Here is an 18201-nt window from a genome sequence, read left to right on the forward strand (position 1 = left end):
CGGCGCTTGAGTGCGAAACCAACGCTAGCACGGGGTTCGCGGGCTCGCGTCACGGTATGGAGAGCGGACGCGCACGAATGCCACACCGCCGATATCTGGTCTCCGACAGCAAGATCGAGAGCCGGATGCCGGGCCGATCGACGACCCCCGCATCCGGCTCTACCGTACTCGACCTGCGCTATCGGTGTGCGCGGTTGGCCGAGGAGGCCGACCGCGCACCGATGCGGTTGCTACCGGTGTGCCCGGTTCACCGCGGAGACCACCGCACGCAGCGACGCGGTGGTGATGGAGGTGGCGATGCCGACGCCCCACACCACCTTGTCGCCGATCGCGCACTCCACGTAGGCGGCCGCTTGCGCGTCGTCACCGGCGGACATGGCGTGCTCGGAGTAGTCCAGCACGCGGACGTCGAAGCCGACGGTGGCGATCGCGTCCACGAACGCGGCGAGCGGGCCGTTACCGGTGCCGGTGATCTCCTGCTCGGCGCCGTCGACCTTCACCACCACCGCGATGGTGTCGGTGCCGCCGTCGGTTTCGGACGCGGTGACCTTCTGCCGGATCCGCTCCAGCGGCCGGATCGGGCTCAGGTACTCGTCGGCGAAGACGTCCCACATCTCCTTCGGGGTGACCTCGCCGCCCTCGCCGTCGGTGATCCGCTGCACCGCCTGGGAGAACTCGATCTGCAACCGGCGCGGCAGCGCCAGGCCGTGATCGGTCTTCATGATGTAGGCGACGCCGCCCTTGCCGGACTGCGAGTTGACCCGGATGACGGCCTCGTAGGTGCGGCCGACGTCCTTCGGGTCGATCGGCAGGTACGGCACCGCCCAGGTGATGTCGTCCACGTCGGCGTCCGCGTCGTCGGCGGCGACCTTCATCGCGTCCAGGCCCTTGTTGATGGCGTCCTGGTGGCTGCCGGAGAAGGCGGTGTAGACCAGGTCGCCGCCGTACGGGTGGCGCTCGGCGACCGGCAGCTGGTTGCAGTACTCGACGGTGCGGCGGATCTCGTCGATGTCGGAGAAGTTGATCTGCGGGTCGACGCCGCGGGAGAACAGGTTCATGCCCAGGGTGACCAGGCAGACGTTGCCGGTGCGCTCACCGTTGCCGAACAGGCAGCCCTCGATCCGGTCCGCGCCGGCCTGGTAGCCCAGTTCGGCGGCGGCCACGGCGGTGCCTCGGTCGTTGTGCGGGTGCAACGACAGCACGATCGAGTCGCGGCGGGCCAGGTTGCGGCTCATCCACTCGATCGAGTCGGCGTAGACGTTCGGCGTGGCCATCTCGACGGTCGCGGGCAGGTTGATGATCAGCGGCTTGGCCGGGGTCGGCGCGATGATCTCGGAGACCGCGTCGCAGACCTCCTTGGCGTAGGCCAGTTCGGTGCCGGTGTAGGACTCCGGGCTGTATTCATAGCGCCAGTTGGTGTCGGGGTAGCGCTGCTCGATCTCCAGGCACAACGTCGCGGCGTCGGTGGCGATCTTCTTGACCGCGGCCCGGTCCGCGCGGAACACCACTTTCCGCTGCAGGATGGAGGTGGAGTTGTAGAAGTGCACGATCACGTTCTGGGCGCCAGCGCAGGCCTCGAAGGTGCGCTCGATCAGCTCGGCGCGACACTGGGTCAGCACCTGGATAGTGACGTCGTCGGGGATCGCGCCGTCCTCGATGATCTCGCGAACGAAGTCGAAGTCGGTCTGGCTGGCCGACGGGAAGCCGACCTCGATCTCCTTGTAGCCCATCCGCACCAGCAGGTCGAACATGCGGCGCTTGCGGGCCGGGCTCATCGGGTCGATCAGGGCCTGGTTGCCGTCGCGCAGGTCGACGGCGCACCAGCCGGGCGCGACGTCGATGATCTTGTCGGGCCAGGTGCGGTCGGGCAGCGTGATCGGCTCGACCTCCTCGGCGAAGGGCCGGTACCGGAAGGTCGGCATCGAGGAGTTCTTCTGCGTGTTCCAGGCGGGCTGGTCGCCGGGGGCGGGCTTGGCGGGCGGCGTGATGGTGCGCGCGCCGGATACGAAAGCGTCAGCAGGGGACATGGCGATTTCTCCGAGGGTGTGGTGTTTCCCAAAGGGTGGGTCGACCGGCGCGGCAAAACCCCGCGGCGGGAGCCGGTCCGATCAGACCCCGTCGCGGCGGCTGAGAAGAAGTGCCCGCTGCATGATGCGGCGAGTTTACCGTGTGGCAATACACCTGCGGAACCCCGGTCCCGTCGTCGGGTGATCCGACGTTGCGGCTAGCGTTCGCGCCAGAAGCAAACGCTTGTACGGATCTGGCGATCCGACGGGACGTCGAACGGACTCGGGCATGACTTGGTTGGAACAACTGGCGGTCTTCGGTGCGGGCATCGCAGCGGGCGGCATCAACACGATCGTCGGATCGGGCACCTTGATCACCTTCCCGGTACTGCTCGCCTTCGGGCTGCCGCCGGTCACCGCGAACGTGTCCAACACGATCGGCCTCGTCCCCGGCTCGATCAGTGGCGTGCACGGCTATCGCCGGGAGCTCGCGGGGCAGCGGGAGCGGCTGCTTCGCTTCGGCACCGCGTCGCTGCTCGGCGGCATCACCGGCGCGATACTGCTGCTCACCCTGCCTGCCGACGCGTTCAAGGCGATCGTGCCGGTGCTGATCATCGCGGCCCTGGTGCTGGTCGTGGTGCAGCCGCGGCTGTCGCGCTGGGTGAAGCTGCGGCGCGAGCAGGGCGACAGCCCGGCGCCCAAGCACGGCGGCCCCATCCTGTTCGTGGCGATCTTCGCCACCGGCATCTACGGCGGCTACTTCGGCGCGGCACAGGGCGTGTTGCTGATGGGGCTGCTCGGGGTGTTCGTGCACGAGGACATGCAGCGCCTCAACGGCATCAAGAATGTGCTCGCGATGCTGGTCAACGGGGTGGCCGCGATCATCTTCATCGTGATCGCCGACGTGGACTGGCGGGCGGTGCTGCTGATCGCGCTCGGCTCGATCATCGGTGGACAACTCGGTGCGAAGATGGGCAGGCGGATGCCGCCGACCGTGTTGCGCGCGGTCATCGTCGTGGTCGGCCTCATCGCGGTGGTCCGATTGTTGATGACGTAGGAGGTGGCGCGTGGGGTCGACGAATCACGGCTTGGGCGTGGTTGCGGCGGAGTGGTGCGCTCAGGGTCGACAGCACCGGGATTCTCAGGGTGCAATTCATCCCTACGGCGGACGACGGCCGCGCCGTTGCGGCACAAGATAATCGGTATGCGTGGGTGGAGGATCGTCGTCGTTGCCGCACTGGCCGCGACGCTGGCAGTGAGCGGCTGCGGCACGCCCGCCAAGCACGAACAGGCGGTGGCCGATCTGGTCGCCCAGGCCGATGCCGCGCCGACGCCCCGGTTGGATTGGGTGCCGTGCCAGGAGAAGAGCCTGAGCAAGCTGCAGTGCGCGACGGCGGCGGTGCCGGTCGACTACGCGCAGCCCGCAGGCCCGACGCTCGGGCTCGCGCTGGTCCGCCAGCCCGCGACCGACCAGTCGCGCCGCATCGGCACCCTCTTCACCGCCGCGGGCGGGCCAGGCGCCTCCGGCATCGACTGGGCGAGCAAAGGCGAGATGTTCCCCGGTGAGATCGCGCGCCGGTTCGACGTGGTGACCTTCGATCAGCGCGGTCTCGGGCGCAGCTCGCCGGTCCGCTGCTTCCCCGATGCCGAAGCGGCGCAACGTTTCTGGTCCGGCGTACGGCTGCCACCGGTCGGCACCGAGCAGGCGGCCGAACAGGCGCGCGCCAGCCGCGACCTGGCGGCCGGGTGCGCCGCGCACAGTCCCGCCCTGCTGCCGCACCTCACCACCGTGGATGCCGCGCGCGACCTGGATCTGCTGCGCCGTGCCGTCGGTGACAAGCGGTTGACCTACGAAGGTGGTTCCTACGCCAGCTATCTCGGCGAGGTGTACGGCGCCGTGTTCGGCGACCGGGTGCGCGCGCTGAGCCTGAGCTCGATGATCGACCCGGACGCGTACACCTCCGACACCCGCACCGAGATTGCCGACGCGGCGGCGGGCACCGAAGAGGTGCTGTCGGAGTTCTTCCGGCTGTGTGCCCGAGCCGGACAGCCGCGCTGTGCTTTCGCGGCGGGCGGTAAAGCGCCCGCCGACCCGATCGAGCAGATCCGCAGCGACCAGAAGCCGAGCGGCGGTGAGGATCTGCGCGTCCGCGACACCGCGCTGCTGGAGCGGTTGCGGCAAGGGCCGGTAGTGGTCGGCGAAGGGGAGCGCGCCCGGCCGGTCACCTACGCGGAGGTCATGCCCGCGCACGCGCTGCTGCTGTACGACGCGGCGGAGGGCTGGCCCGCCCTGGCCCAGCTGCTCACCGAACTCGAGCGCGGCGCCGCGGGCAACCCCGATGTGGTGCGCGCGATCCTCGATGAGGGCACGCTGCCGCCCGCCTTCCTCGACCCGTTCACCGCGATCTCCTGCGCGGACAACACCGTGCCCCGCGACCCGGAGCAGTGGCCCGCGCTGGCCGCGGAATTGGCCGCGGACGGACCCACTTTCGCCGCGTTCTGGCTGTACCTGCGGCAACCGTGCGCCGCGTGGCCGTCCCCGCAGGGTGGCTACCCGCAGCGCTACGCCGGACCGTGGATCCTGCGCTCGGACGTACCCGCGCTGCTGTTCAACAACCGGTTCGATCCGGCCACGCCGCTGACCGCCGCGCGCAAGGCCCAGCAGGCCCTGGTCAACGCCCGCCTGGTGGTCGTCGACGGCGGCTACGGGCACGACACCACGGTCGACTGCACCCGGCGGCTGCAGGAGCGGTACCTCATCGACCAGCAACTTCCCGCCCCCGGCGCGACCTGCGAAGCCGATCGGGCGCCGTTCGCGGGCTGAGTCGCCGACCCCCGGCGTCCACTTGCCGCGGCGTTTCGTGGCCTGCTCGTCACCCTGCCGTTCCCTTCGCCCGGCGGTCCCGCGGGCTCATCCTGCGGGACAACGGAAGGGGGACAACGGATGACGGGCGGGCGACGACTGTTCAGCCGCCAGGAATACCGGTAATCTGCGCTCGGCCATGCGTGATGAGGGAGGTGGCTGGGTGCGTAGACGCGCCTTCTTCAAAGCTGTCGGTGCAGCCGCGCTGTTCGGTGCTGCCGCGAGCACGTCGCTGCCCGCCCGACCGGCGTCCGCCGACCCGGCCTGGAACCTGCTGTTCCAGTCGTGGGTGCCGGAAATCTTTGCGCCACTGCCCGATCCGCCCGAACACTCGCCCGCGATCGTGATCGGCTCCGGCTTCGGCGCCGCGGTCACCGCTTTGCGACTGGCCGAGGCGGGCATCGCCAACACGGTGCTGGAGCGCGGGTCGCGCTGGCCCAACGATCCGTGGCGGGAGATCTTCACCGGCGACGACCTGCCGGACGGCCGCGGCTTCTGGCATCGCACCAGCTTCACCGGTGTCAGCAAGGTGCCGATGCGGTTCGCCAGCTTCGGCGGTGTCCTCGACTGCACCGAGTATCCCGGCATCGACGTGTGGCGCGCGGCCGCGGTCGGCGGCGGGTCGGTGATCTTCACCGGCGCGATGGTCGCCCCGGAGCGGCGCTTCTTCGACCACCTCTTCGGCGGCACCGTCGAGTACGGCGAGCTGGATCGCGTCTACTACCCGCGGGTGCGCGAGATGCTGCGGCTCAGCTCGATGCCGGGCGACATCTACGCCGCCAAGCCGTTCACGCACTCCAGAGCCTGGGACGATCAGGTCCGCAAGGCCGGCTACCAGCCGATGCCCAACGACTCGATCTTCAACTGGGACATCCTGCGCGGCGAGCTGGCGGGTACCACCCGGGCCTCGGCCACCGTCGCCCGCAGCAACCTCGGCAACTCCAACGGCGCCAAATTCGACCTGAACCAGAACTATCTGAAATACGCCGAGGGCACCGGCCGGTCCGCGATCTTCCCCGGCCACCAGGTGGAGTCCATCGCCCAGGAGCCCGGCGGCCGGTACTCGGTCCGGGTGACGAAGCTGGCGCCGACCGGCGAGGTGCTCGGCACCCGCACGCTCACCTGCGACCGGCTCTTCCTCGGCGCTGGCTCGGTGGGCACCTCGGAGCTGCTGGTCCGGGCGCAGGCGACCGGCGCGCTGCCCAACCTCAACGAGCACATCGGCGACGGCTGGGGCACCAACGGTGACGTGGTTCTCGGCCGCGGCGCGAGCGCGCTGGCCGGCCTCGGCCAGGGCGTGCCGAGCGCCAGCCGGATCTTCGACGAGTCCGGGCTGCCGCTCAGCCTGGAGAGCTGGTACATCCCCGGCATCCCGTTCGAGACGGGTGCGCTGGCCTCGCTCGGCATGGTGCTCGACCCGGCCCGCACCCGGTTCGGCTACGACGCGGCGGCCAACCGGGTCGGGCTGTCCTGGCCGAGCAAGAACCGCGACGAGATGGTGGCCGCGGCCCGCGCGGTCGACCACCGGATCGCCGAACGCGCCGATGCCGTCCTCGAATACGGCGCCCTCGGCTACGACGCGAACGCCTTGTTCACCGCGCACCCACTGGGCGGCGCGGTGCTCGGCAAGGCGACCGACGGCTACGGGCGGGTACACGGGCATCCGGGGCTCTACGTGATGGACGGGGCCGCCATTCCGGGCAGTACCGGAACCGTGAACCCGTCGCTGACCATCGCCGCGCTCGCCGAGCGCAATATCGAGGCGATCATCCGCACCGGAAAGTAGACCTGCAGCCGCTGTGGGGTCGTGCCGACTACCCTCGGCCTGACCGTTCGGCGTTGAAGGGAACCCAGGTGATGGCTGCGAGCACCACTGCGGTGAGCGAGGAACTCCCGGAGGGCGATTACCCGCGTAAGCCGCCCACGCTGTGGACCGATTTCGTGATGTTGGCGCTGGCCATCGTCTCGGTGGTGTTGGTCGGCTGGATCACCTTCTTCACGGTGTCCGACCAGACCTACCGCACGATCGTGATCGTCGACTGGGCGGTGTGCGGGGTGTTCGCCGTCGAGTTCCTGTGGCGCTGGCGCCGCGCGGGCTGGCCGTGGACGTTCCCGTTCGTCTACTGGTACGAGGTCCTCGGCATGATCCCGGTGACCAGCCCGTTCTTCCGCGGCTTCCGGCTGCTGCGGATCGTGGTGATCGTGGTCCGGCTCGGCCGCGTCGCCGACCGCGTCTTCGGTGATCGGGTGACCGCCGCGCTGGTCAACCGGTTCGTCTCGACGATCGTCGAGACGATCAAGCGGCCGATGACCATCGCGGTGATGGACGAGGTCGCCAAGGTGATGCGCACCGGCCACTACACCCGCAATATCGCGGCGGCGCTACAGGAGAACCGGTCCGAGCTGGACGAGATGATCCTGGAGCTGATCAAGAAGGACCCGCAGGCGGGCCGGGTGCGCTACATCCCGTTCCACGACGACATCATCCGGCTGATCGCCGACACCACCTTCCGCATCCTGTTCCAGGTGCTGGAGGATCCACGCACCGATGAACTGGTCTCGGATGTGTTGCGGGAGAACATCGATCAGATCCGGCTGGCGGTGCAGCACGATATCCGGGTGCCGCCGTCCGCGTACGGGCCGACGGCCGCCGAACACGGCGTGCGCCATCACCTCAGTCGGATACCCCGTGCCTGATCGCGTCGCGCGGCTGCGCCAGTTTGATTGTCTCCCAGACGATCAGCGCGCCGAGTACGGCACACAGCAGGGCCAGTGACGCCAGCGCGGGCAGCGCGGCCGCCAAGGGGATCGCAGCGAGCAGCAGCACGATCGTGACCACCCTCGGCACGCTGATCATCCCTGTCGCATAGTGTTTCGCCCCGACCAACGCGATCAGATACAGCACAACACCGCCGTACAACGCGAACAACGGAATTCCGTACAGCGCGTCTTTCAGTGTGTGGTGCGAAGAGTCGCCGACATAGTAGAGAACTTTTTTCAAACCCAGTGAGAGCCCGATGATTCCGACGATCATCGGGAAATGCCAAAAGGTATAGGCCCCGCGCGCGATCTTGATCTGCTTCGCGCCGTCGGCGTGCTTCAGCTCGTGCTCGATCGACAGCGCGGCGACATCGAAATAGGTCCACCACAGCAGTCCGGAGACCGCGAGCCCGAGCAGTGCGCCGACGGTGATCGGCCAGGAAATCGGTAGTCCGGCCACGCCGATACCGATCGACACGATCGACTCGCCCAGCGCAACAATGATGATCAGCCCGTAGCGTTCCGCGAAATGGGTCGCCGAATTCAGCCGCCAATCGGTGCCCGCCAGCAGGGTCCACAGGTAGTCGCCTGCGATCGCCGCGATCCACAGGCCGATCTGTAACGTGCCGGAGGTCATGGCGGCGATCACCAGCAGCGTGGTGCCGATGGTGATCGAGCCGAGGGCCCACCGCAGCACCTGGTTGCGTAACTGCGCGTCCTCGGTGCTGGCGAGCCAGAACATGATGACGTGGACCAGCCGGACCACGAGGTAGGCGATCGCGAAGACCAGCGGCCCGTACCAGCCGCCGGGCAGGTCGTGGAACGCCTCGGGAATGGTGAGTGCGGCCAGGAACGCGCCACCCATGGCGGTGAACATCGCGACCCTGGCGAAGCCCTCGTCGGCGCGGATCACGTTGCCGAGCCAGGAGTAAGCGATCCACAGCCACCACATCAAGGCGAGCACGAGGACCGCCCGCAGCATGTTCTTGGCGCTCGTCTCTTCCGCCGCCAGGTCGGTGACCATGGTGAACGCGAAAACGAGGACGAGGTCGAAGAACAGCTCGAGCTGCGTCACCGACGCACCTTCGGCCACCGGCTGGAGCCGAACCCGTTTGGAACCGATCATGGTGCACATAGTCGCACCCCGATCGGGTCGGCGCGTGTCAGCCGCGCCCCGCGTCGCCCGATTTCGCGCTGCGCGTAGGTCTACCGGTTATTCGTTATAGCTATACGGCTTGATTGTTTCCGGGTCGGGAAATCCCTCGGCGAACTCGATGAAATTCTGCACCGCGATCTCGTTCTGCTTCCGCACGGTGCGCTTGAGTAGGAGACCGGGCACCGGGATGGGTAGGTAGATCTCGCTGTGGAACCAGACGTCGGTGCCTTCCCTGCCGTCGGAGACCTCGAACCAGCCGCCGCCCTTGACGCCCCTTGTGCTGTCGGTGACCTGCCACGACGATCGGACGTCGGTCCAATCATATTCCAGCACTTGCAGATCCGAGCCGTTCATCAGTTCGGCCTTGACGAAAACTCGAACCGGCCTTCCTCGATCGTCGCGGGAGGCGACTCGGGCATCGGTATATCCGGGCGACCATTCCGGGAGCATTTCGACAGCTGCCAACGCATCCATCACCTGCGCGGAATCGGCGTCGACGACGAATCGAATATCGGTTCTCGTGCGCATGTAAAACCTTCCGACCCCCGATGGACAACTCAGCCCGATTCTCTCTATCGGTTATCTGATTCGTCAACCTCGACGTCCTGGTCAATGGGCCGTCGAGGGGTCGACATGGACGTATGTGTCCAGAACGTAGCTCGGGAGAACGGTGAACAACTTGCGGGTGGAATGGTTTGGGACAACATCGCGCGCGTGTTCGGGACAGTTGTCGGCAAAAAGGCCAGGTGTGCGGCGCCGCCCGCTGAATCGCCGTGCGGACGCCGCCGCGCTGTCTCGCGGGCACTGGCGCGTTGCCGTGCGGCCACTGACAATCAGCGCCTCGCGGGGCCGACCGGGCCGGCAGGCTGGGCCTCAGCCCGCCGGTTCGACGATCGCGTCCGGCCCCGGGTACACCAGCGACTCGTGCCCGTCGGCATAGCGCACGAGGTAGGGCGGCGATCCTTCCGGTCCACGGACCTCGATGATCTCGGCGTGGCGATCACCTTGGCCCACAACGTGTCCGTGTACGAGCAGTCGATCTCCGACATTCGCCATCATCGCCCCATTATCGGACGGAAGTGACAGGGGTCACAAGGTTTCCGACGTTTGGACCTCCTGGCCTTCCCGGCCGATCACGCGATCGACCGCCGCCTCGATCAGCTCCTGACTCTGCTGTTCGGTGAACACATCCGGCAGCGTGAGCCGGTCGACGATCAGCCAATTCAATGCCAGATACAGCAGTAATACGGATTTTTCGTCGCCGGGCAGGCCCGCCGCGAGGTGGTTGCGCACGTTGAAGTCGATGTCCGCGCGCACCCGATCGGTCAGCACCGCCCGTAGTTCCGGGCGTCGGGTCGCCTCCAGGCGGAGTTCCAGCAGCGCGAGGTAGCCGGTGCGGAACGCCTCGATGCGGCCGACGGTCTCCTGCATCAGTTCGAGGATGTGCGCTCTGGTCTGCGGGCCGTCGGCCAGCTTGGCCATGGTCGCCTCGCTCGGCTGCAACCGCTCGTAGAAGCGCCCGCCCGCCTGGGTCAGCAGGTCGTCGCGGTTCGCGAAGTAGTTCGACGCCGTGCCCGCGGGCACGCCCGCCTCTTTGTCCACCGCGCGGAAGGTGAGTCCGCGGGCTCCTTCGCTGGCCAGGACCTCGATCGCGGCGTCGAGCAGCGCCTGTCGACGTTCAGGGTTGGTCCGCACTTGACACCACTCCATTCGTAGTACTACATTTCAACCACTTCGATCAGAGTACAACAGGTTGGGCGGTCCCGGAATGCGAAAGCTTGTCTACTACGTCGCCGTATCTCTCGACGGATACATCGCAGGTCCGGCGGGCGAGTTCGACTTCTACCCCTACGACGAAAAGATGCTTACTTGGCTGAACACGCAGTACCCGGAGTTCGTCCCGACGGAGTTCCGGCCGCAGGTGGGCATGGCCCTGGATACACCGAACAAGCGCTGCGACACGGTGCTCATGGGCCGCACCACCTACGCCGTCGGCGTGAGCAACCCGTACGCACACATGCGGCAGTACGTGGTGTCCAGCACGCTCGGCAGCGTCGATGACCCGGCCGTCGAACTGGTGCGGTCCGACCCGGTCGGCCTGGTACAGCGGCTGAAGAAGGAAGAGGGCCGCGACATCTGGCTGTGCGGCGGCGGCACACTGGCCGCCGCGCTGCTCGGCGAGGTCGACGAGATGATCATCAAGAGTTACCCGGTCGTCGCGGGCAGCGGCATATCCGCCTTCGCCGGAGAGTTCCGCCCGACCATGTTCACCCCGACCCGGCGCGAAGAATTCGACAACGGCGCACAGGTCACCTGGTTCACCCGCGCCTGATCTATCCCCACGAAAGAGGCTCTGCTATGCGAAAACTCGTTTACTTCGTCGGTATGTCGCTCGACGGTTACATCGCCGGACCCGACGGCGGGATCGATTTCTATCCGCTGCCCGAGGATTTCACGGGCTGGCTCGGACAGGATTACCCGGAAACCCTGCCTACGCACGCGCGTTCGTATTTCGGCGTCGCGGCGGACGCGCCGAATCAGAAGTTCGACACCTTGGTAATGGGCCGGGGGACCTACGAACCCGGCCTGGCCGTCGGGGTGACCAGCCCGTACGGGCATATGCGGCAGTACGTGGTGTCGACCACGCTCGGCCGGATCGATGACCCGGCTGTCGAGCTGGTCGATCAGGACCCGCTCGCCCTGGTGCGACAGCTGAAAAAGGAAGAGGGCCTCGATATCTGGCTGGCAGGCGGCGGAAAGCTGGCCGCCGCCCTGCTGAGTGAGATCGACGAGCTGGTGATCAAGAGCTACCCGGTCGTCGCGGGTACCGGCATTCCCGCTTTCGCCGGTGAGTTCCACCCGACGCTGTTCACCCCGACCGGACGCCGGGAGTTCAGCAACGGGAACCAGGTCACCTGGCTCACCCGCGCCTGAGTCGCCCGTACCGACGGCCCAGCGGTAGCAACCGCTGGGCCGTCGTCTTCTTTTCCTGGCCGGTCAGCCCTCGCGCAGGAACGACAGCCGGACCTGGCGATCGGGATTGTCGACATTGAGATCGACGAAGGCGACGGACTGCCAAGTCCCCAGCGCGAGTTCGCCGTCGATCACCGGGATCGTCGCGTACGGCGCGATCATCGCGGGCATCACATGGGAGCGCCCGTGCCCGCGTGACCCGTGCGCGTGCCGCCAGCGATCGTCGGCGGGCAGCAGATCCCGCAGCGCGGCGAGCAGGTCGTCGTCGCTGCGCGCGCCCAGTTCCATCACCGCCAGGCCGGCCGTCGCGTGCGGGACGAAGACATTCAGCAGCCCGTCTCCGCCACCGCAGGCCTCGCGCACGAAGGCCGCGCACTGCTCGGTGATGTCCTGCACGACCTCGGTCCGTCCGGTGGTCACCGTGATTACCGTGCTCTTCATGTCCCCATGGTGCGTCATTCACCCGGTTTCGTCGGCGCGCAATGCCCGGGTCACCCGCAGCGATGTGTCGTGCAACCGGTTGAACAGTTCCAGGATCAGCTCCAGCTGATCCTCGGTGTAGTCGGCGGCTACCGTGCCGAATTCCTTTGCCAGCAGTTCGTAGTGCGGCGCGATCTCGTCGATCCGCTCCTGCACCGGGGAGATGATCACCCGCCGCCGGTCCTGCCCATCGTGTTCGCGGCGCACGTAACCGGCCTTCAGTAGCCGGTCGATCATCCGGGTGATGGCGCCGGTGGTCAGCCCGGCGGCGGCCGCCAGTTCGCCCGCGGTGGCAGGCCCGCCGAGGCGCAGCATGTTCAAGCAGCGCAGATCGGTCACGTGCAGGTCCAAGCGGTCCGCAACGGCTTGGTGCATCATCACCGCGTCGGTGGCGCTGCGCTGCGCGGCGAGCGTCAGCGCGGCACCCAACTCCACCCGCCGGGATTCGCCCTTCTTCGACATGACTTGACACCTTAGCCTCACTCGGACAATATCTTACTCAATCAACTATTTACTTATGCAGTTGATGAACAAGTAAGATTTCATCGAGGGGTAGCCATGACCACTGACCAGCGCACCGACGAAGCCGCCATCCGGGATCTGTTCGCACGCCAAGCCCAGGCGTGGCAAGACGGCGACGCAGCCGCCTTCGCCGCGCTGTTCACCGAGGACGCGGACTACGTCACCTGGTTCGGCACCCACGCCAAGGGTCGGCAACAGATCCACGAGTCCCACATCCCGGTCCTCACGAAGTACCTGAAGAACACCCGACTCGACGGCGAGATCACCAGCCTCCGCTTCCTCACCCCCGACGTGGCATTGATCCACGCCGAGGGCGCAGTGCTGAAGGGCAAGCGCCGCCGCAACCGCCGCAACACCAAAGTCCAGACCACGGTGGTCGTTCGCACCGACGGCGACTGGCAGATCGCAGCGTTCCAGAACACCAAGTACCACTGGCTGTTCGCGAAGTTCGCCGGCTAGTGCGACCTGCGTGGCAGCTCCCGCGCACCGGTCGGCTGAGGAGGCAGGGGGAATCCGCTGGACCACGGCCGGTACGCTGGGTTGCTGTTAGCAGCTGGTAGTCGATCTTGGAGGACCCTGTCGTGGCTCTCGTTGTTCAGAAGTACGGAGGATCCTCGGTGGCTACCGCCGAGCGCATCCGGCGCGTCGCTGAACGGATCGTCGAGACCAAGAAGGCAGGCCACGACGTGGTGGTCGTCTGCTCGGCCATGGGCGACACCACCGACGAACTGCTCGACCTGGCCCAGCAGGTGGCGCCCGCGCCACCGGCGCGGGAAATGGACATGCTGCTCACCTCGGGTGAGCGCATCTCCAACGCGCTGGTCGCCATGGCCATCCACTCGCTCGGCGCCGAGGCGCGCTCGTTCACCGGCTCGCAGGCCGGGGTGATCACCACCGGCGCGCACGGCAACGCCAAGATCATCGACGTCACCCCGGGCAGACTGCGCCAGGCGCTCGACGACGGGCAGATCGTGCTGGTCGCCGGCTTCCAGGGCGTCAGCCAGGACAGCAAGGACGTCACCACGCTCGGGCGCGGCGGCTCCGACACCACCGCGGTCGCGCTGGCCGCGGCGCTGGAGGCCGACGTCTGCGAGATCTACACCGACGTGGACGGCGTGTTCACCGCAGACCCGCGGATCGTGCCGGACGCGCAGCGGCTCGAGCAGGTCTCCTACGAGGAGATGCTGGAGCTCGCGGCCTGCGGCGCGAAGGTGCTGATGCTGCGCTGCGTCGAATACGCGCGCCGGTACAACGTGCCTGTGCATGTGCGTTCGTCCTATACCGACAAGCCGGGCACCTACGTTTACGGATCGATGGAGGACATCCCCTTGGAGCAAGCAATCCTCACGGGCGTCGCGCACGACCGCAGCGAGGCCAAGGTGACTGTGGTCGGGCTGCCCGACGTGCCCGGCTACGCCGCCAAGGTGTTCCGCGCGGTCGCCGACGCCGAGATCAATATCGACATGGTGCTGCAGAACATCTCCAAGATCGATACCGGCAAGACCGACATCACCTTCACCCTGCCCAAGACCGACGGCGCGCGCGCCGTCGAGATGCTGACCAAGCAGCAGGACGAGATCGGCTTCTCGCAGGTGCTCTACGACGACCACATCGGCAAGGTGTCGCTGGTGGGCGCGGGCATGAAGAGCCACCCCGGCGTAACCGCCAAGTTCTGTGAGGCGCTGGCCGAGGCGGGTGTGAACATCGATCTCATCTCCACCTCCGAGATCCGGATCTCGGTGCTGGTCAAGGACACCGAACTGGACGAGGCCGTCAAGGTGCTGCACCGGGCCTTCGAGCTCGGCGGCGACGAGGTCGCCGTGGTACATGCGGGAACGGGGCGTTAAGCCATGGGCATTCGAGTAGGCGTCGTCGGCGCGACCGGACAGGTCGGCGCCGTCATGCGGAAACTGCTGGAGGAGCGCAACTTCCCGGCCGACGAGGTGCGTTTCTTCGCCTCGTCGCGCTCGGCGGGCACGAAGCTGCCGTGGCGCGGCGGCGAGATCGTCGTGGAGGACACCGAGCTCGCCGACCCGGCCGGCCTGGACATCGCGCTGTTCTCGGCCGGTGCCACCATGTCCCGGGTGCAGGCCCCGCGCTTCGCCGCGGCGGGCGTCACGGTGATCGACAACTCCTCGGCCTGGCGCAAGGACCCCGATGTCCCGCTGGTGGTCAGCGAGGTCAACCCGGAGCAGACCCGCAACCTGGTCAAGGGCATCATCGCCAACCCGAACTGCACCACCATGGCCGCCATGCCGGTGCTGAAGCCGCTGCACGACCTCGCCGGGCTGCGCCGCCTCATCGTGTCCAGCTACCAGGCGGTGTCCGGTAGCGGCCTGGCCGGTGTGGAAGAGCTTGCGACACAGGCGCGTGCGGTGATCGACGACGCGGAGCGACTCACCCACGACGGCAGCGCCGTCGCCTTCCCCGCGCCGAACAAGTACGTCGCGCCGATCGCGTTCAACGTGCTGCCGCTGGCCGGTTCGCTGGTGGACGACGGCTCCGGCGAGACCGACGAGGATCAGAAGCTGCGCAACGAGAGCCGCAAGATTCTCGGGTTGCCCGACCTGCTGGTCAGCGGCACCTGCGTGCGCGTTCCGGTGTTCACCGGTCACTCGCTGTCGGTGAACGCCGAGTTCGACGAACCGCTGTCGGTCGAGCAGGCCAAGGAGATCCTGGCCAAGGCGCCCGGCGTCAAGCTGGTCGACGTGCCGACGCCGCTGCAGGCGGCCGGCGCCGACGACTCGCTCGTCGGCCGTATCCGCCAGGATCCCGGCGTTCCGGACGGGCGTGGGCTGGCGCTCTTCATCTCCGGTGACAACCTGCGAAAAGGTGCCGCGCTCAACACCATTCAAATCGCCGAAGTGCTGCTCAGTAATCGCTGAGGCGTTGTCGACGCGGCCGTGGCTCCCCAGTGGATCCACGGCCGTTGTCGTTTACTCCGCGTCGTACCCGATGGTCAATGGGCGGTCGGTGTAGGAAGAACCCGCCTGGATCTCGTAGGAGCCGGGCACCGTACGCCAAGCGTTGTCATCCCAGATCTCGAAGGCGCGCTGCGGGATTCGGATCTCAGCGGTGACCAGCTCACCCGGATCGGCCGCCACCCGGGCGAAGCCGGCCAGCCAGCGAGCCGGGCGCAGCGCCGAATCCGCAACGGGGGCAAGGTAGACCTGCACGACTTCGGCGCCCCGGCGCGACCCGGTGTTGCGCAGGTGGACGGTCACCGTTGTTCCGGTGCGGTCGATCGACTCGTAATCCCATGTGGTGTAACCGAATCCATGCCCGAACGGGAAGGCAGGCGCGGTGCCCGCCCGCTCCCACGCGCGGTAGCCGATGAAAACGTCTTCCCGATAGACGAGTTCGCCGTCGGTCGGGGTCACCTCCGAGACCGGGCAGTCGGCCAGCGTGACCGGCCAGGTGGTCGGCAACCGGCCGCCCGGCTCCGCGTCGCCGAGCAGTACCTCGGCGAGGGCCGCGCCGCCCTGCTGGCCGGGGAACCAGCTCAACAGGATCGCGGCCACCTCGTCCCGCCACGGCAGCTCCACCGGCGACCCGGCGTTCACGACCACGACGGTGTTCGGGTTGGCGGCGGCCACCCTGCTGACCAGTTCGTCCTGGCGGCCGGGCAGTTTCAGGCTCGTGCGATCGAAGCCCTCGGACTCGACCTGTTCGGTGGTGGCGACGACGACCACCGCCACGTCGGCGGCGCGCGCCGCTTCGACGGCCTCGTCGATCAGCTCGTCCGGATCGCGGCGCGGGTCGCCGTGCGCGAGGGTGCACAGGATCGCCTGGATCGGCATGTCCGCGAACTTCATCGGCGTGTGCGTCATCGTCACCTCGACCGTCGTGCCCGCGGTCAGTTCGACCGTGCCGCGTTCGGTCGGCGTGCCGAAGAACGCCTCGAACGGGTCTGTGCCGGTGAGGGTTTCGGCGCCATCGAAGAGCACGGTGCCGTCGACCACGAGCCGAAAATCACCGACCCCCTTGGTGCCGAACGCGTGCGCGCCGGTCTCCGCCGGCGTGAAGGTGCCGCGTACCTCGACGGTGTGCAGTGCGTCGTAGTCGATGCCTTCGGGCAGTTCGCCGAGCCAGTTGACCATGCCGTTGGGCAGCGAGCTCGTACCGAGCAGCGCCCCGTCGGCGTCGAAAACGCGGGCGTGCAAGTCGAATCCGCGGTCCGCGGCACCGAGGACGTCACTCGGGGCGGCACCGATCGCGTAGCTCAGCGCGCCGTCCGGCAGCGCGGCGGTGAGACCGTCGAGCGGCGACACCACGGATTCAGGGAAGACGGTGGCCGAGCCGCCGCCGAGAATGCGGGCATCGCGGGCGGCGAGACCGCTGAGCGCGACCTTCGTTCGTTTCCCGTCGAGGGGGAGGGCGGGGCGTTCGCCGATCGTCTCGTTGCGCACCAGAACGAAAGCGCGCCCGGAGATCTCGCGGGCCAACGCGACTCCGTCGATCTGCTCGGGCAGCGTGGTCACCGCGGGCTCGGCACCGTCCAGCAGACCGACGCGCGCCGCGAGCCGCAGCACATTCCGCACCGCGGTGTCCACCACGGACTCGTCGACGTCGCCGTTGCGCACCGCCGCGACGAGTGCGTCGCCGTAGACGCCGCGCGGCCCCGGCATCGCGACATCCAGCCCGGCGGTGATTGCCGCGACCGTCGACCTCGCGGCCATCCAGTCGGAGACGACGATGCCGTCGAAACCCCATTCCCCGCGCAGTACTCCGTTCAGCAGCTCGCCGTGCTCGGTCATCGTGGCGCCGTTGACCTGGTTGTAGGCGGCCATCACGCCCCACGGTCCCGCGTCGCGGACGATCGCCTCGAAGGGCGCGAGATACAGCTCGCGCAGCGCGCGTGCGGAGACCACATTGTTCACGGTGAAGCGTTCGGTTTCCGCATCATTGGCGACGAAATGCTTGACGGTGGTGCCGACTCCGCCGTCCTGCACGCCGCTCACATAGCCGGTGCCGATCCGCCCGGTCAGGTACGGGTCCTCAGAGTAACTCTCGAAATGCCGTCCACCCAGCGGTGACCGATGCAGATTGACGGTCGGCGCGAGCAGTACGTGCACGCCCTTGCGCCGCGCTTCCTGCGCGAGCAGCCGACCGGCGCGCCTGGCCAGTTCCGGATCCCAGGTGGCGGCCAGTGCGGTCGGCGAAGGCAGCGCGATGGACGGGTCGTCGGCGGTCCAGCGCACGCCGCGCACCCCGATCGGACCGTCGGACATCACCAGCGACCGCAACCCGATCTCGGGCAGCGCGGGCAGCGACCACATGTCCTGGCCCAGCAGCAGCCGGGCTTTGGCAGTCAGGTCGAGCTTGCCGAGGGCCGCCGTCACCACGGCTTCCCGGGTTACGTCGCCTGGACTCATGAGGAACTCCTTTGTCTGCCGATGTCGTCGCGGAGCGGATTACGCGTGCATGAGTCCAGGCGGGCG

At 67.7% G+C, this 18201-nt stretch carries 17 protein-coding genes; 9 read left to right on the forward strand and 8 right to left on the reverse strand.

From position 1 onward, the window contains the following. Window positions 1-230 precede the first annotated feature (230 nt). Window positions 231-2027, reverse strand: a complete 1797-nt coding sequence (gene leuA, locus ACIHA7_RS27065; RefSeq protein ID WP_397293723.1) for a 2-isopropylmalate synthase — start codon at window positions 2025-2027, stop codon at window positions 231-233. A gap of 268 nt (window positions 2028-2295) precedes the next feature. Between leuA and ACIHA7_RS27070 the strand changes: the two genes are divergently transcribed. From ACIHA7_RS27070 to ACIHA7_RS27085, 4 genes are all read left to right on the forward strand, one after another. Then, entirely contained in the window at window positions 2296-3063 is a 768-nt protein-coding gene (locus ACIHA7_RS27070) for a sulfite exporter TauE/SafE family protein (protein ID WP_397293724.1), read from the forward strand. Between the two features lie 147 nt (window positions 3064-3210). Beyond that, complete coding sequence (locus tag ACIHA7_RS27075; protein WP_397293725.1) at window positions 3211-4830, forward strand: alpha/beta hydrolase; 1620 nt, start codon at window positions 3211-3213, stop codon at window positions 4828-4830. Window positions 4831-5008: 178 nt separating this feature from the next. Next, complete coding sequence (locus ACIHA7_RS27080) at window positions 5009-6655, forward strand: GMC oxidoreductase (protein ID WP_397293726.1); 1647 nt, start codon at window positions 5009-5011, stop codon at window positions 6653-6655. A 71-nt stretch (window positions 6656-6726) separates the two neighbouring features. Next, window positions 6727-7566 (forward strand): ion transporter, encoded by an 840-nt coding sequence (locus ACIHA7_RS27085; protein ID WP_397293727.1) that lies wholly within the window; start codon window positions 6727-6729, stop codon window positions 7564-7566. On the opposite strand, the gene ACIHA7_RS27090 is transcribed toward ACIHA7_RS27085, so the two are convergent. From ACIHA7_RS27090 to ACIHA7_RS27105, 4 genes are all read right to left on the reverse strand, one after another. After that, window positions 7544-8755, reverse strand: a complete 1212-nt coding sequence (locus tag ACIHA7_RS27090) for a low temperature requirement protein A (RefSeq protein ID WP_397293728.1) — start codon at window positions 8753-8755, stop codon at window positions 7544-7546. The two genes, ACIHA7_RS27085 and ACIHA7_RS27090, sit on opposite strands and share 23 nt — an antisense overlap. A gap of 87 nt (window positions 8756-8842) precedes the next feature. Further along, window positions 8843-9313 carry an SRPBCC family protein gene (locus ACIHA7_RS27095; RefSeq protein ID WP_397293729.1) on the reverse strand — a complete coding sequence of 157 codons (471 nt, stop codon included), beginning with the start codon at window positions 9311-9313 and terminating at the stop codon, window positions 8843-8845. 345 nt (window positions 9314-9658) lie between these two features. Then, on the reverse strand, window positions 9659-9844 hold the full coding sequence (locus tag ACIHA7_RS27100) for a DUF1918 domain-containing protein (RefSeq protein ID WP_397293730.1): 186 nt from the start codon (window positions 9842-9844) through the stop codon (window positions 9659-9661). Between the two features lie 30 nt (window positions 9845-9874). Continuing rightward, entirely contained in the window at window positions 9875-10480 is a 606-nt protein-coding gene (locus ACIHA7_RS27105) for a TetR/AcrR family transcriptional regulator (RefSeq protein ID WP_397293731.1), read from the reverse strand. A 73-nt stretch (window positions 10481-10553) separates the two neighbouring features. On the opposite strand from ACIHA7_RS27105, the gene ACIHA7_RS27110 reads away from it, so the two are divergent. Together ACIHA7_RS27110 and ACIHA7_RS27115 are read left to right on the forward strand one after the other, a co-directional pair. Beyond that, window positions 10554-11117: a dihydrofolate reductase family protein gene (locus ACIHA7_RS27110; protein ID WP_397293732.1), complete on the forward strand. Its 564-nt coding sequence runs from the start codon at window positions 10554-10556 to the stop codon at window positions 11115-11117. Between the two features lie 26 nt (window positions 11118-11143). Beyond that, window positions 11144-11719 carry a dihydrofolate reductase family protein gene (locus tag ACIHA7_RS27115; protein WP_397293733.1) on the forward strand — a complete coding sequence of 192 codons (576 nt, stop codon included), beginning with the start codon at window positions 11144-11146 and terminating at the stop codon, window positions 11717-11719. A gap of 63 nt (window positions 11720-11782) precedes the next feature. Here the strand turns inward: ACIHA7_RS27115 and ACIHA7_RS27120 are convergent, their stop codons facing one another. After that, the gene (locus ACIHA7_RS27120) at window positions 11783-12199 is read right to left on the reverse strand and encodes a secondary thiamine-phosphate synthase enzyme YjbQ (RefSeq protein WP_397293734.1); all 417 of its coding nucleotides are present in this window, start codon (window positions 12197-12199) and stop codon (window positions 11783-11785) included. Window positions 12200-12217: 18 nt separating this feature from the next. Further along, window positions 12218-12700: a MarR family winged helix-turn-helix transcriptional regulator gene (locus tag ACIHA7_RS27125; protein ID WP_397293735.1), complete on the reverse strand. Its 483-nt coding sequence runs from the start codon at window positions 12698-12700 to the stop codon at window positions 12218-12220. Window positions 12701-12796: 96 nt separating this feature from the next. Here ACIHA7_RS27125 and ACIHA7_RS27130 point away from each other — a divergent pair, with 96 nt between their 5' ends. From ACIHA7_RS27130 to ACIHA7_RS27140, 3 genes are all read left to right on the forward strand, one after another. After that, entirely contained in the window at window positions 12797-13219 is a 423-nt protein-coding gene (locus tag ACIHA7_RS27130; protein ID WP_397293736.1) for an SgcJ/EcaC family oxidoreductase, read from the forward strand. 122 nt (window positions 13220-13341) lie between these two features. Beyond that, window positions 13342-14607 (forward strand): aspartate kinase, encoded by a 1266-nt coding sequence (locus ACIHA7_RS27135; protein ID WP_107653739.1) that lies wholly within the window; start codon window positions 13342-13344, stop codon window positions 14605-14607. Between the two features lie 3 nt (window positions 14608-14610). Next, window positions 14611-15645, forward strand: coding sequence for an aspartate-semialdehyde dehydrogenase (locus ACIHA7_RS27140; protein WP_397293737.1), 1035 nt, complete (start codon window positions 14611-14613; stop codon window positions 15643-15645). 51 nt (window positions 15646-15696) lie between these two features. Here the strand turns inward: ACIHA7_RS27140 and ACIHA7_RS27145 are convergent, their stop codons facing one another. Beyond that, entirely contained in the window at window positions 15697-18135 is a 2439-nt protein-coding gene (locus ACIHA7_RS27145) for a glycoside hydrolase family 3 protein (protein WP_397293738.1), read from the reverse strand. Between the last annotated feature and the right edge of the window lie 66 nt (window positions 18136-18201).

Source organism: Nocardia sp. NPDC052316, assembly GCF_044547795.1.
Classification (GTDB): Bacteria; Actinomycetota; Actinomycetes; order Mycobacteriales; family Mycobacteriaceae; genus Nocardia.

Coding starts and splice junctions, on each gene's coding strand:
- leuA (WP_397293723.1), bottom strand. CDS start 2,027: ATGTCCCCTGCTGACGCTTTCGTATCCGGCGCGCGCACCATCACGCCG.
- ACIHA7_RS27070 (WP_397293724.1), top strand. CDS start 2,296: ATGACTTGGTTGGAACAACTGGCGGTCTTCGGTGCGGGCATCGCAGCG.
- ACIHA7_RS27075 (WP_397293725.1), top strand. CDS start 3,211: ATGCGTGGGTGGAGGATCGTCGTCGTTGCCGCACTGGCCGCGACGCTG.
- ACIHA7_RS27080 (WP_397293726.1), top strand. CDS start 5,009: ATGCGTGATGAGGGAGGTGGCTGGGTGCGTAGACGCGCCTTCTTCAAA.
- ACIHA7_RS27085 (WP_397293727.1), top strand. CDS start 6,727: ATGGCTGCGAGCACCACTGCGGTGAGCGAGGAACTCCCGGAGGGCGAT.
- ACIHA7_RS27090 (WP_397293728.1), bottom strand. CDS start 8,755: ATGATCGGTTCCAAACGGGTTCGGCTCCAGCCGGTGGCCGAAGGTGCG.
- ACIHA7_RS27095 (WP_397293729.1), bottom strand. CDS start 9,313: ATGCGCACGAGAACCGATATTCGATTCGTCGTCGACGCCGATTCCGCG.
- ACIHA7_RS27100 (WP_397293730.1), bottom strand. CDS start 9,844: ATGATGGCGAATGTCGGAGATCGACTGCTCGTACACGGACACGTTGTG.
- ACIHA7_RS27110 (WP_397293732.1), top strand. CDS start 10,554: ATGCGAAAGCTTGTCTACTACGTCGCCGTATCTCTCGACGGATACATC.
- ACIHA7_RS27115 (WP_397293733.1), top strand. CDS start 11,144: ATGCGAAAACTCGTTTACTTCGTCGGTATGTCGCTCGACGGTTACATC.
- ACIHA7_RS27120 (WP_397293734.1), bottom strand. CDS start 12,199: ATGAAGAGCACGGTAATCACGGTGACCACCGGACGGACCGAGGTCGTG.
- ACIHA7_RS27125 (WP_397293735.1), bottom strand. CDS start 12,700: ATGTCGAAGAAGGGCGAATCCCGGCGGGTGGAGTTGGGTGCCGCGCTG.
- ACIHA7_RS27130 (WP_397293736.1), top strand. CDS start 12,797: ATGACCACTGACCAGCGCACCGACGAAGCCGCCATCCGGGATCTGTTC.
- ACIHA7_RS27140 (WP_397293737.1), top strand. CDS start 14,611: ATGGGCATTCGAGTAGGCGTCGTCGGCGCGACCGGACAGGTCGGCGCC.
- ACIHA7_RS27145 (WP_397293738.1), bottom strand. CDS start 18,135: ATGAGTCCAGGCGACGTAACCCGGGAAGCCGTGGTGACGGCGGCCCTC.